The sequence below is a fragment of the Pseudomonas sp. MYb2 genome (assembly GCF_002979955.1).
Lineage (GTDB): Bacteria > Pseudomonadota > Gammaproteobacteria > Pseudomonadales > Pseudomonadaceae > Aquipseudomonas.
The window spans coordinates 35161-47859 of the sequence record NZ_PCQC01000002.1; the positions used below are offsets into that span (position 1 = coordinate 35161).

9 protein-coding genes and 1 pseudogene are annotated in these 12699 nt (G+C 59.8%); 2 read left to right on the forward strand and 8 right to left on the reverse strand.

The features are described from left to right. Positions 1 to 52: 52 nt before the first annotated feature. The 4 genes and pseudogenes from CQ009_RS02960 to CQ009_RS02975 all read right to left on the reverse strand — a co-directional run bounded on the left by CQ009_RS02960 (position 53) and on the right by CQ009_RS02975 (position 4944). Positions 53 to 2764, reverse strand: a complete 2712-nt coding sequence (locus CQ009_RS02960) for a TonB-dependent receptor (RefSeq protein ID WP_177431024.1) — start codon at positions 2762 to 2764, stop codon at positions 53 to 55. A 207-nt stretch (positions 2765 to 2971) separates the two neighbouring features. Further along, on the reverse strand, positions 2972 to 3373 hold the full coding sequence (locus CQ009_RS02965; RefSeq protein ID WP_007918272.1) for a biopolymer transporter ExbD: 402 nt from the start codon (positions 3371 to 3373) through the stop codon (positions 2972 to 2974). Further along, a complete protein-coding gene (locus CQ009_RS02970; RefSeq protein WP_371920189.1) occupies positions 3373 to 4059 on the reverse strand; it encodes a MotA/TolQ/ExbB proton channel family protein in 687 nt (228 codons plus the stop codon). Before CQ009_RS02970 ends, CQ009_RS02965 begins: the two co-directional genes overlap by 1 nt. 66 nt (positions 4060 to 4125) lie before the next feature. Continuing rightward, positions 4126 to 4944: pseudogene (locus tag CQ009_RS02975) on the reverse strand (energy transducer TonB). A gap of 1196 nt (positions 4945 to 6140) precedes the next feature. Here CQ009_RS02975 and CQ009_RS02980 point away from each other — a divergent pair. Next, a complete protein-coding gene (locus tag CQ009_RS02980) occupies positions 6141 to 6764 on the forward strand; it encodes a glutathione S-transferase (protein ID WP_105704828.1) in 624 nt (207 codons plus the stop codon). A gap of 134 nt (positions 6765 to 6898) precedes the next feature. On the opposite strand, the gene CQ009_RS02990 is transcribed toward CQ009_RS02980, so the two are convergent. After that, the gene (locus CQ009_RS02990; protein WP_064389193.1) at positions 6899 to 7339 is read right to left on the reverse strand and encodes a CBS domain-containing protein; all 441 of its coding nucleotides are present in this window, start codon (positions 7337 to 7339) and stop codon (positions 6899 to 6901) included. Positions 7340 to 7537: 198 nt separating this feature from the next. On the opposite strand from CQ009_RS02990, the gene CQ009_RS02995 reads away from it, so the two are divergent. Further along, positions 7538 to 9898, forward strand: a complete 2361-nt coding sequence (locus CQ009_RS02995; RefSeq protein ID WP_177430988.1) for a DNA polymerase II — start codon at positions 7538 to 7540, stop codon at positions 9896 to 9898. Here CQ009_RS02995 and CQ009_RS03000 read toward each other — a convergent pair. From CQ009_RS03000 to CQ009_RS03010, 3 genes are all read right to left on the reverse strand, one after another. Further along, entirely contained in the window at positions 9863 to 10333 is a 471-nt protein-coding gene (locus CQ009_RS03000) for a DUF1810 domain-containing protein (protein ID WP_064389195.1), read from the reverse strand. The genes CQ009_RS02995 and CQ009_RS03000 overlap by 36 nt on opposite strands. A 26-nt stretch (positions 10334 to 10359) precedes the next feature. Beyond that, a complete protein-coding gene (locus CQ009_RS03005; RefSeq protein ID WP_105704831.1) occupies positions 10360 to 11181 on the reverse strand; it encodes an aldo/keto reductase in 822 nt (273 codons plus the stop codon). Between the two features lie 155 nt (positions 11182 to 11336). Next, positions 11337 to 12485, reverse strand: coding sequence for an aldose epimerase family protein (locus tag CQ009_RS03010; protein WP_064389197.1), 1149 nt, complete (start codon positions 12483 to 12485; stop codon positions 11337 to 11339). Positions 12486 to 12699: the final 214 nt, after the last annotated feature.

Below are 12699 nucleotides of genomic sequence, written 5' to 3' on the forward strand. Positions count from 1 at the left end.
ATAAACGCTATCGCGAGCAGGCTCACTCCTACAGGAGTTGCGGTGCTCTCGGTTAGAAGTGGTACGTCATGCGCGCAAACAACGTGCGGCCCAGCGGGTCGGTGTAACGTGGGTCATAGCCGCTCTGGAAGTTGTAGGCCTGGTTGGAGAACGGTGGGTTGCGGTCGAACATGTTCTTCATCCCGGCATCGACATCCAGCACTTTGTTGAAGGTGTAACCGGCCGACAGATCCCACACCGAATACGACGCCACGCGCGCGTGGGTATCGCGGTCGTAGTCGTTGTAGCCGGTGGTGAAGCGGTTGGTCAGCGCCGCCCGCGCCGCGCCGAAGGTCCAGCTGCCGGTGAGGTTGTGTTTCCAGCGCGCGATCACGCCATCACCCTGGAAGTCGCCGACCTTGTCGGTGAACGGGCCTTTGATGGTGCTCTGGAAGTCGTATTCGTCGACGTAAGTGCCTTGCAGCCCCAGACCGAACTGACCGTACGGTGTGTTCGGGAAGCGATAGTCGAGCGATACGTCGACACCGTTGGTTTCGACGATGCCGAGGTTGGCGTTGCCGGTGACGATGTAGTTGAGCGTGCCGTCGGCGTTGCGCACGAAGCGGTCCGGGTAGGAACCGGACTGATCAAACACGGTGGATTCCGGGAACGGCTGGATCTGGTTGGAGATGTGAATCCACCAGAAATCCAGACCCACCGAAAGGTTGTTGATCGGCTGATAGACGAAGCCGAGGGTTACGTTACGCGCCTTCTCCGGGGCCAGATCTTCGTTGCCGCCAATCTGATTGAGGAACTGCTGACCGCAATCGCGGCCACCGTTGCCGCCCGGTTGCACCACGCCGCCGGTACACAGCACCGGGTCGTTGTAGTAGCCCTGGGTGAAGGTGATGCTGCGCGGCGAATACAACTCATACAGCGACGGCGCACGGAAACCTTCGCTGTACGCACCACGCACCACCAGCTCTTTCAATGGCTGATAACGGAACGAGTATTTCGGGTTGGTGGTGCTGCCGAAGTCGCTGTATTTGTCGTGGCGCACGGCGGCGGACAGTTCGAGGCTGTCGAGTACCGGTACGTTGATTTCCGCGTAGGCGGCTTTCACGCTGCGGTCGCCCTCGACGCTGCCGGCCGGGTCGATACCGAGGCTCTGGATGTCACCGGCGAACGACTCGAAATCCTGGTGGAATTTCTCTTTGCGGTATTCTCCGCCCAAGGCCAGGCCGGACGGGCCTGCACCGAACCAGTCGCCGATTTCACGGCTGATGCGCCCGTCAAAACCGGCGACCCGGCCGACGGCGGTGGTGTAGGCACCGTGGTACGCCGCGTCATCGATATACTGCTGACCGGCAGCGGACTGCGGACCGAACGGGTTGAGCAAACCGCTGGCCAGACCATTGATCATCGCCTGATCGCTGACATAACCGCTGGTAACGCTGGAGACGATTTTGTTCTGGTTGTACGAAGCGCCGACGTTGTAGTCCCAGCCGCCAACCAGACCATCGAAACTCAGCAGAAAGCGCTGGCTGGTGTTTTGGTCTTTCGATTCGCGCGGGCCGGCAGCGGTTTCGCGCCAGTTCACATCGACCGGCTGGGTCGGGTCGAGGGTGAAATCGGTCGGCGCTGGAGTGATGCCGTTGCCAGGGTAGTACGGCGACGAGCCGTCGAGAGTCAGACCGGTCAACGGCGCCGGGCCGACAGCGGTGGCGTTGTTGTTGCGCGACCAGAAGTATTCGAGATTGACGTTGTGGTCGTCGGCGAGTTTGCCGGTGGTCTTGCCGAAGAACGAAGTCTTCTCGGTTTGCGGAATCAGGTCGATGTATTCGCGGGTGCTGAAGCGGCACAAGCCGTCGCGCGCGACCAGGTTCGGCCCGTTGCAATTGCTGTTGGCCAGCGGGTTGGTGGCGTTGCCGTTCTGGCTGTAGTTGCCGGGGAATGCAGTGCCGGAGGTCTGATCGAGACCGCGACCGGGATCGTAGTCGCGGGCGAAGGAGCGGTCGTTGGCGTCGAGGTTTTGCTGCTTGTTGTAGTTGAACACGCCGAGGACGTTGAAGCGGTCTTCCTCCAGGTCGCCGTAGCCCCAACTGGCGCTCATGTCCTTGGTTGCACCGCCACCGCTGTGGGTCGGGGTTTCGCCGCCGAGGGTCAGTTGGCCGTCGGTCATGGATTTCTTGGTGATGAAGTTGATCACGCCGCCGATGGCGTCGGTGCCGTACAAGGCCGAGGCGCCGTCGCGCAGGACTTCCACCCGTTCGATGGCGGCAAACGGGATCATGTTCAGATCCACCGCACCGCCGGCCGAGTTGGTGCCCGACAAGGCGTTGTTGGCCAAGCGTCGACCGTTGAGCAAGACCAGCGTCTTGTTCGCGCCGATGCCGCGCATGTCGGCGAACGAGGCGCCGCCCGTCGCCGCGCCGACCGAGCCGGCACTGTTGTTGATCGACTGGCTGCCGGTGATGCGCTGGACCAGTTCGGCGGTGGTGGTCACGCCCTGTTTGCGCAGCTCGTCAGCCTTGAGAATGGTGATCGGCACCGCTGTTTCCGCGTCGACCCGGCGAATCGCCGAACCCGTCACTTCGACCCGTTGCAGTTGTGTGGTCGGCGCAACCACTGCCGCCGCAGCGGGCACGGCCGCGCTGTCTTCTTCGGCGGCTTGCACGGTCCCGGCGCCCATCCCCATGGCCACCAGATACAACGGAACAAAACGGTGACGAGAAATCGTTGCCACCAAGGGTTTGAGCGTGAAGCGTGGAGTGTTCATCAGCATGGTTATTTCCGACTTTTCAGACGTTATCGAATTGGCCTTGTGAGCCCCTCATTGCTCCGCTATCGGTGATACCGCGTGCGGAAAACCACTTTCTTCAAGCAAGCCGATCCCCTCCGAAGACGCGTGGCGTTTTTTCGGTCGGCTGGTTGCGACAGGATTCAGCGGGCGGTGGCGGGCGCGTCTTTCACTGCGCGCCCGGCACCGCACTCAGTGGGTGGTCATCACCGAAATCTTGGTGATGCCCGAGCGTTCGATCGACGCCATGGCTTTCGCCACCTGGCCGTAATTGACGGCGGAATCGGCCTGCAACTGCACGCGCACTTCGGCGTCCTTGGCCTTGACCTCCTTGAGGCTGGCTTCGAGGGATTCCGGGGCCAGTTCGGTTTTCGCCAGATAGAACTTGCCGTCCTGATCGACGCTGACCACCACCGGGTCTTTTTTCTCGGCGGGGGCGACGGCGTCGGTTTTCGGCAGGTTGACTTTGATCGCGTTGGTCATCAGCGGTGCGGTGACGATGAACACCACCAGCAGCACGAGCATCACGTCGACCAATGGCGTGACGTTCATTTCGCTGAGCACTTCATCGCTGTCCTGAGTAGAAAAAGACATCAGCTGGCCTCCCGCACGGCGGTGGTGGTTTTGCTGGCGATGGCCTGACGGCTGATGGAAAACGCACTGCGCGAGGCGAGGGCGTCGAAGTCGTGGGCGAAGTCATCCATGTCGGCCGAAGCAAGTTTCAAACGACGCAGGAAAAAGTTGTAAATCAGCACCGCCGGCACCGCGACAGCGATACCGACGCCAGTGGCGATCAGTGCGTGACCGATCGGCCCGGCGACCGCTTCAAGGCTGGCCGAACCGGTTTCGCCGATGCTTTTCAGCGCTTCCATGATTCCCCACACGGTGCCGAACAGACCAATGAACGGTGCGGTGCTGCCGATACTGGCGAGGATCGCCTGACCGTTTTCCAGCGAACGGCGTTCCTTCTGGATCTGCTGGCGCAGGTTGCGCTCCAGGCGATCCGAACGGTTGATGGTGTGCGCCAGTTGTTGCGTGGTGCGCGGCGAATCTTCCACCAGCAGCGCCTCGAAACCACTGCTGGCGATGCGCGCCAGCGAACCCGGATACTGGCTGGCGTGTTCAGCGGCGGTGAGCAGATCCGGCGCGCCCCAGAAGGCTTTGCTGAATTGTTTGTTCTGCGCTTTCTGGCGCAGGTACTGCGCCGACTTGACCAGCAGGATCGCCCAGCTGACCACAGAAAACAGCACCAGACCCCAGAGCACGCCGGGGACAATCATCGAAGACAAATCGTTCATGGTGATACCTCGCTTGCGTTATTCGGTTGTGCGTTGATTGAGCGTTCGTTATTGCGGCAATTTGAAATCGATGGTCTGGGTGGCGAAGCCGTCGATCGGCGTGTCACCGCGTTTGGCCGGAATGAATTTCCAGTTCTTCACGGCGGCGACGGCGGCGTCATCCAGTTGCGGTTTGCCGCTGGATTTGGTCACCGTCACCGAACCTGCGCGACCGTTGGCCAGCACCTGAATGCGCAGCACCACGCTGCCTTCCCAATTGCGTCGCAGGGCCAGCGACGGGTATTCCGGCGGCGGGTTGCCGAGGCTGGCGAGGCCGGAAACGGCGGCCGATTCCTTGACCGGGCCGGGCGCGGCTGCGGGTGCTGGTGGCGCGCTCGGTGTGGCCGGTGCAGCAGGCGCGGCGGGCTGTGCCGGAGCGGGCGCGGCTTTCGGCGGCTCGACCTTTTTCAGCGGTTTCGGCTTTTCGACCGGTTTCGGTTTTTCGATCGGCTTGGGTTTCTCCACCGGTTTCGGCGGTGGCTTGACCGCGTCTTCGTCTTCCACCGGTTGTTCAGGCTCCGGTGAGGGCGGCGGCGGGGGTGGCGGCTCTGGCGTGGGCGGTGCCGGTGGCGTCGGGCTGGTCAGCTCGACGGTCATTTCCGGAATCTGCGGCGGCGTTGGCAATGGCTCGGTTCTGGACTGCTGGAGAAACCATCAGGCACCGCCATGTATCAGCGCCGACACAGCGACCAACAAGACCATTTGCTGTTTGTTCAAACCACCGGGTTGCGAGGTATTGGCCTTAAAGGCCGGCCTGTCCGAGGGCGACGGGATCGGTGCTTCCCGCAACGGCCCTGGCAGGGTTCTGTGCTTTACCGCATCGTTCATTAAAGCTCCCTCGGGTTGATGAAGGGCAATAAGGTGCCGTCCGAACATCCGGGGGATGTTCGAGTGGGTTGGTGCAACTTTCTTCAAGGTGAGCAGAAGCCGATAGTTAGTTGAACTATCCGGTTAACAAGGCTTGTGCAAACTTACTGGCTTAGCGCCATCGACTTCGTCTGTTCATTACCCAATCCTTGGTGTTGTTCTTATGTAGGAGCTGCCGAAGGCTGCGATCTTTAGATTCTGCCTTTAAAGATCAAGATCAAAAGATCGTCCGATCGCGGCCCGAGCCTTCGGCAGCTCCTGCAATTGATTACTCGAATTCTGTTTTGCAACGGCTGTGCCAGATATTGCCGAAATGTAGAACACTTATTTCATCAGTGTTACCCATGTCGCATTTATATAAGTTTTGCCAGTGCCGTGGTTTTTCTCTGGCACACGGATTCCCGTTACTCCGGTTAACGGAGCTTTTTCAGAGGCGAGTCAGGCTGTACGCGGTATCCGGCTGATTGGCGGGATAGAGCGGCTGCGTGGCTTGCGGCCTGGGCACTTGCTGGTGCGCGGCGGACTGAATTGGTGCGGGCCAATGTTTTAGCGGGTCACGGGGGAAGTTCCTTGTTCTTGTTTAAATGGAATCAATGTCTGCAATGCTTGATAGTTGAAGTCGCTGGAGCGGTTTTGGTGCATTTGCAAAGTCATTGGAAGTTATTGTTCGACAATCCTCTTTTCGCTCGTTTAATACAGAGGCTGCGCAATAATCTTTCGAGTCATATTTAAAAAATAAATAGCACGCTGCCGTCGGCGAATACGTCATCGCCGAATACAGTGCTCGGTGGCTGCGTCAGGTAATAAAGTAAGTGCGTTGGCCGCCGGGACTGTTCAGCTGAACTCGGCGTTGTGCACGAAGAAGCAAAGAGAGGGGCGTACGGCAAAGCGTTTGAAGATTCACGCGGTGAACTCCTTGTTGCCAGCTCGGACACACGAACTTTTGGTTCGGTATCGCACCTTACAAGAACGCGGATAGCGTTCGATGATTGCTCTTGGTGCGGGATGGGCACCGCCAGCGCTGTTTTGCGAGGTTTGAATTCGCAAGTCGCGAGTGCATGGGAAAACCGTGCCAAAACCGATACACACGCAGATTTTTTCTACATCCGGCCTGCGGCCATCTACCCTTGGCAGAGGCTTATTTCGGGGGATCGGCTATGTACCAGCTCTACGGGCACAGAAACTCAGGCGCAGCCGCCATCGAAGCGGCGCTGGAGCTGTGCCAGATCGCTTACCGCTTCATTGATATCGAAGCCAGCACCGAAGCCGCCGAAGCGTTGGCCAAACTCAATCCGCTGAAACAGATACCGACGTTGCAACTGCCCGACGGCAGTGCGTTGACCGAGAGCGCGGCGATTCTGATTCACCTGGGCCTGATGTTTCCGCAGTCGGGGCTGTTACCGGTGGAGGCGGCTGATCGCGATCAGGCCATTCGCGGCATGGTCTATATCGTCAGCAATTGCTATACGGCGGTCGGCGTCATCGATTATCCCGAGCGCTGGCTGCTGATGCCCGACGAAGCGTCGCGGCAGAACCTGATGGCTGGCGCCCGTGAGCGATTGCACTGGAGTTGGGAGGTGTTCGCCGACCAGTTTTCCGCCGAGTTGTATCTGGATGATGAAACGCCGGGGGCACTGGATGTGCTGGCGGCAGTGGTGACGCGCTGGGCGGGCAGCCGCGAGCATTTGCGCCAGACGCGACCGGGGTTTTATGCGTGGTTGCAGCGCATTGACCGGCATACGGTGTTGGCGCCGGTCTTTGCCCGGCATTGGCCTTCTTGAACACACCGCAGATGATCGTTCCCACGCTCCGCGTGGTAATGCAGCTCGGGACGCTCTGCGTCCCAACGCGTGACGCAGAGCGTCACAGGAGGCATTCCCACGCGGAGCGTGGGAACGATCATAGGGAGGGGGAGTTATTCCCCGCGAATGTACTGCTCCAGCTGTTTGATCAGCTCGGCCTGTTCGGCAATCGCTTCCTTGACCAGGTCACCAATCGACAGCAAACCGATCAACTTGCCGTTCTCCACCACCGGCAAGTGACGCAGGCGTTTGTCGGACATGATGCCCAGGCAGGTGTCGACGGTTTGATGGGTGTCCACGGTGATCACGTTCGACACCATGATGTCGCGCACCGGCGTGCCTACGGATGAGCGGCCATGCAGCACCAGTTTGCGCGCGTAATCGCGTTCGCTGATGATGCCGACCACTTGCTCGTCTTCGACCACCAGCAAGGCGCCGACGTTTTTCTCGGCCATCTTCATCAGCGCTTCGAGCACCATGTGATCAGGCTTGATCTGATGCACTTCCTGATTTTTCTGATCTTTGAGCTTGAGCAGTTGGGCGACGGTCTTCATGGCGGTTACTCAGGTGTTGTCGTTGTTATCCAAGCATCGTAGACGCAAGCGCGCAGGGCAAGGTGGCAAAGCGGCAGATAACACGCAAAAAACGTCATTTGGCGGATTTTTCCACGACTGCCGACAATTTATCGCCAGGGTCATCCCACGCAATGCTGCGTAGAATGCCCCTCTGTTTCAAATTTCGAGGTTGCAGTGGTGGATTTACCGCAGGGCTTCGTCCTGACCCGGCATTGGCGCGACACCGCCGCCGGCACCGAAGTCGAGTTCTGGCTGGCGACCGACGCCGGGCCACGCCGTGTGCGCTTGCCGCATCAACCGTCGGTGGCGTTTATCCCCGCCGAACAGCGTGCCACCGCCGAGCGCCTCCTGCACGACGAAAAGAACGTCGAACTGCGCCCATTGGCCCTGCAGGATTTCCAGCATCGCCCGGTGCTGGGTCTGTATTGCCAGCAACACGGCCAGTTGATGCGCCTGGAAACCGCGCTCAACCGCAACGGTATCGACGTCTACGAGGCCGACGTGCGCCCGCCGGAACGCTATCTGATGGAGCGCTTCATCACCGCCCCGGTGTTTTTCAGCGGCACTGCCGATGCCGACGGCGTGTTGCTCAACGCTCACCTCAAACCGGCACCGAACTATCGACCGAAGCTGCGACTGGTCTCGCTGGACATCGAAACCACCGAAACCGGCGAGCTGTATTCGATTGCCCTGGAAGGCTGTGGGCAGCGTCAGGTGTACATGCTCGGTGCGCCGAACGGCAACGCCAGCCTCGTCGACTTCGACCTCGAATACTGCGACTCGCGTACCGTCATTCTGAAAAAACTCAACGACTGGTTCGCACAGCACGACCCCGACGCGATCATTGGCTGGAACGTCGTGCAGTTCGATTTGCGCATCCTTCATGAACACGCCCGGCGCCTCGGCGTACCGCTGAAAATCGGCCGTGGTGGCGAAGAGATGCAGTGGCGTGAGCACGGTAGCCGTAATCACTATTTCGCCTCGGCAGCGGGGCGGCTGATCATCGACGGCATCGAATCCCTGCGTTCGGCGACCTGGAGTTTCCCCTCGTTCAGTCTGGAAAACGTCGCGCAAACCCTGCTCGGCGAGGGCAAGTCGATCGACAACCCGTACCAGCGCATGGACGAAATCAACCGCATGTTCGCCGAGGACAAACCGGCGCTGGCCAAGTACAACCTCAAGGACTGCGAACTGGTCACGCGGATCTTCGCCAAGACCGAACTGCTGACGTTTTTGCTCGAACGCGCCAGCGTCACCGGATTGCCGGCGGACCGCAGCGGCGGCTCGGTGGCGGCATTCACCCACCTGTACATGCCGTTGATGCACCGGCAGGGCTTTGTTGCGCCGAACCTGGGCACCAATCCTCCGCAGGCCAGTCCCGGCGGGTTTGTCATGGACTCGCAACCGGGCCTCTACGAATCGGTGTTGGTGCTCGACTACAAAAGCCTGTATCCGTCGATCATCCGTACGTTTCTGATTGACCCGGTCGGCCTGATCGAAGGCTTGCAACACCCGGACGACGCCGACTCGGTGCCGGGCTTCCGTGGCGCCAGGTTCTCGCGCATCCGCCATTGCCTGCCGTCGATTGTTTCGCGGGTCGCCGAGGGTCGCGAGACCGCCAAACGCGAGCTCAATGCGCCGCTGTCGCAAGCGCTGAAAATCATCATGAACGCCTTCTACGGTGTGCTCGGTTCCAGCGGTTGCCGCTTCTTCGATACGCGGCTGGCGTCATCGATCACCCTGCGCGGTCACGAGATCATGCTGCGCACGCGCCAGTTGATCGAGGAGCAGGGCCACGCGGTGATCTATGGCGACACCGATTCAACGTTTGTCTGGCTGCGTCGCCCGCACGGGCAGGAAGAGGCCGCGAGTATTGGCCATGCGCTGGTCAAGCACGTCAACGACTGGTGGCGTGAACATGTGCGTGATGAATTTGGGCTGGAAAGCGCCCTCGAACTGCAATTTGAAATTCACTACAAACGTTTCCTGATGCCGACCATTCGCGGCGCGGAAGAGGGCAGCAAAAAGCGCTACGCCGGTCTTGTCACCCGTGCCGATGGCAGCGATGAAATGGTCTACAAAGGCCTGGAAACCGTGCGCACCGATTGGTCGCTGCTGGCCCGGCAATTTCAGCAGGAGCTGTACGAACGGATCTTCCAGCGCAAGCCGTATCAGGAGTATGTGCGCGACTACGTACGCAAAACCCTCGCCGGTGAATTCGACGATCGACTGGTCTACCGCAAACGCCTGCGTCGTACCCTCGACGACTACGAGCGCAACGTTCCGCCGCACGTACGCGCGGCGCGACTGGCCGATGATTACAACGCGCAACACGGCCGCCCACGGCAATATCAGAACGGCGGCTGGATCAGTTACGTCATTACTTTGGCTGGCCCCGAGCCGCTGGAAGTGCGCCGTGCGGCCATCGATTATGACCACTACATCACCCGGCAACTGCAACCGGTGGCCGACGCGATTCTGCCGTTTGTCGACGACGATTTCTCAACCCTGATCGGTGGGCAACTGGGCCTGTTTTGAGTCGAGCAACTGCAGCGTCCATTCATCGAGGATGCCGTGGAAGTAGCGCTCCAGTGCCTGATTGAACAGGCTGTCGTCAGCGGCAAACTCTGCGAACAGGGTCATCGAGGAATGGAATTTCAGGTCATCGGGATGGCCGAAAATCTGCGCAATCGAGCGCTGCTGCACGTTCAGCACCAACTGCGTACAGATCCGCAGCCGCGCGCCGAGCAGTTCATGCTCCAGATAAGCCCGGGCTTCCTCGGCTGAACCGATGGCGAAGCGCCGGGACATTTCACTGCCGCCCAGACCGGCAAACTGCGGAAAGACAAACCACATCCAGTGGCTGCGTTTGCGGCCTTCGTCGAGTTCGCGTTGCACGCGCTCGAACACCGGATCCTGCGCCTGGATAAAGCGTTGCAGGTTGAACGGGTCGTACTGATCAGTGCTTCTCATCGCCAAGCCCGCCAGTCGGCAGCGGCTCAGACCATGGCCAGCCGCTGCTTGCGTTGTGGCGCTTGGAATACGTGGTCCAGCGCCGCCAGATCCCCGGCCTCCAGTTGCAGCTGCGCCGCTTGTGCATTGAGTTGCACGTGCTCGGGTCGCACAGCCTTGGGAATCGCAATCACGCCATCCTGACGCAGAATCCACGCCAGCGAAACCTGTGCCGGGGTCACGCCGTGACGAGCGGCAATGTCTTTCAACACCGGCTCGGCGAGCATCGCACCGCCCTGACCGATCGGACAGTAGGCCATCAGCGGCATGTGCTGGTGCTGGGACCACGGCAACAGGTCGAATTCGATGCCGCGCTCTTCGAGGTTGTAGAGCACCTGATTGGTCGCGCAGGCCGAACTGGAGAGTTCTTCGAGATCGTCGACATCGAAGTTCGACACGCCCCAGCGGCCGATCTTGCCGTCCTCGCGCAGGCGTTCGAAGGCCTCGACGGTTTCTTCCAGCGGATACTGACCACGCCAGTGCAGCAGATAGAGATCGATGTAGTCGGTGTCGAGCCGGCGCAGGCTGCGCTCGCAGGCCTGCGGGATGCCTTTGCGGCTGGCGTTGTGCGGGTAGACCTTGCTGACCAGAAACACTTGATCGCGCAGACCGGTGATGGCTTCACCGACCACGCTTTCGGCGCCGCCCTCGGCGTACATTTCGGCGCTGTCGATCAGGGTCATGCCCAGCTCGATCCCGGTGCGCAGGGCTGCGACTTCACGCTTGTACGCCGAGCGGTCTTCGCCCATGCGCCAGGTGCCTTGGCCAATCACTGGCACCTGCACGCCGGCCAATTCAAGGGTACGCATGCAAACCTCCCATCTGAAAGTGACGATACCTTTTAGTGGGCAGCAGGATAGCTCAGGGGTTCAAAAAGCAAAAAGATCGCAGCGTGCCGCAGCTCCTACAGGAAAACGCTCAACTGTAGGAGCTGCGGCACGCTGCGATCTTTTGATCTTCGTTTCTATTTCGCGCTGAACTTCAACACCACGCTGTGGCTGTAAGTCTGCCCCGGATCAAGCCGAGTGCTTGGGAAATTCGCTTGATTCGGCGAATCCGGATAGTGCTGGGTCTCCAGGGTGAACGCGCCCCAGTGCGGATACACCTTGCCACCCTTGCCCTTGACCGTGCCGTCGAGGAAGTTGCTGGTGTAGAACTGCACGCCCGGTTCCGTGGTGAACAGCTGCAGAACGCGACCGGACTGCGGATCGCTGACTTCAGTGGCGACTTGTTTGATATCGCCCTTGGTGTCCAGCGCCCAGTTGAAATCGAAGCCGCCCTGTTTCGCTTCGGCGAATTTCAGTTGCGGGTGATCCGCCTTGATGTGCGTGCCAATCGCCGTTGGTTTGGTGAAATCCATCGGCGTGCCGGCCACGGGCGCCAGCTCACCGGTTGGAATCAGCTTGGCCGTCACCGGCGTGTAATGGCTGGCGTGCAGGGTCGCGACCTGTTTGAGAATGTCGCCATTGCCGGCGCCGGCGAGGTTGAAGTAGCTGTGGTTGGTCAGGTTGAGCACCGTTGGCTTGTCGGTGCTGGCCTTGTAGTCGATGCGCAGTTCGTTGTTGTCGGTGAGGCGATAAGTCACTTCAGTGGTGAGATTGCCGGGGAAGCCCATTTCGCCATCTGCCGACAGATACGTCAGGGTCACGCCGACCGAATCCTTGTCCTTGGTTTCCTCGGCCTTCCAGACTTTCTTGTCAAAGCCCTGAGTGCCGCCGTGCAGTGCATTGGACTTGTCGTTCTGCGGCACTTGATAGCGCTTGCCGTCGAGTTCGAACGCGCCGTCGGCCAGGCGATTGCCGAAGCGGCCGATGGTTGCGCCAAAGTAGGCGGTGCCTTTCTGATAGCCCTGCACGTCGTCGAAACCGAGCACCACGTCGTCGAACTTGCCGTGCTTGTCGGCGACTTTCAGCGATTGCAGGGTTGCGCCGTAGGTGATGACGGTGGCTTGCATGCCGTGGCTGTTGCGCAGGATGTATTGCTCGACGGGCGTACCGTCATTGGTTTTGCCGAAAGCTTTGTGTTCAGCGGTCAGGCCCGCAGCCTGGGCAGAAAGGGTAGCGATCATCAGGGACAGTCCGAGGCCGGAGAGCAGGTGACGGGATTGAAGCATGGTAGACCTTCCTTCTTGTTGTTGTTTTCAAAATGGCGCCGATGCCATGTAGGAGCTGCCGCAGGCTGCGATCCGTTGATCTTGCTTCTAAAAACCAACGTCAAAAGATCGCAGCCTTCGGCAGCTCCTACAAGATAACTAGTCATGCTATTTGTATGTGCAGTGAAGATTTATAGTTGATTAATCGTTTATTTCAACAATAAAGACAGACTAA

Bases quoted from the DNA above. Each gene is read 5' to 3' on its own strand.
- CQ009_RS02960 (WP_177431024.1), bottom strand. From the start codon at position 2,764: ATGCTGATGAACACTCCACGCTTCACGCTCAAACCCTTGGTGGCAACG.
- CQ009_RS02965 (WP_007918272.1), bottom strand. From the start codon at position 3,373: ATGTCTTTTTCTACTCAGGACAGCGATGAAGTGCTCAGCGAAATGAAC.
- CQ009_RS02970 (WP_371920189.1), bottom strand. From the start codon at position 4,059: ATGATTGTCCCCGGCGTGCTCTGGGGTCTGGTGCTGTTTTCTGTGGTC.
- CQ009_RS02980 (WP_105704828.1), top strand. From the start codon at position 6,141: ATGTACCAGCTCTACGGGCACAGAAACTCAGGCGCAGCCGCCATCGAA.
- CQ009_RS02990 (WP_064389193.1), bottom strand. From the start codon at position 7,339: ATGAAGACCGTCGCCCAACTGCTCAAGCTCAAAGATCAGAAAAATCAG.
- CQ009_RS03000 (WP_064389195.1), bottom strand. From the start codon at position 10,333: ATGAGAAGCACTGATCAGTACGACCCGTTCAACCTGCAACGCTTTATC.
- CQ009_RS03005 (WP_105704831.1), bottom strand. From the start codon at position 11,181: ATGCGTACCCTTGAATTGGCCGGCGTGCAGGTGCCAGTGATTGGCCAA.
- CQ009_RS03010 (WP_064389197.1), bottom strand. From the start codon at position 12,485: ATGCTTCAATCCCGTCACCTGCTCTCCGGCCTCGGACTGTCCCTGATG.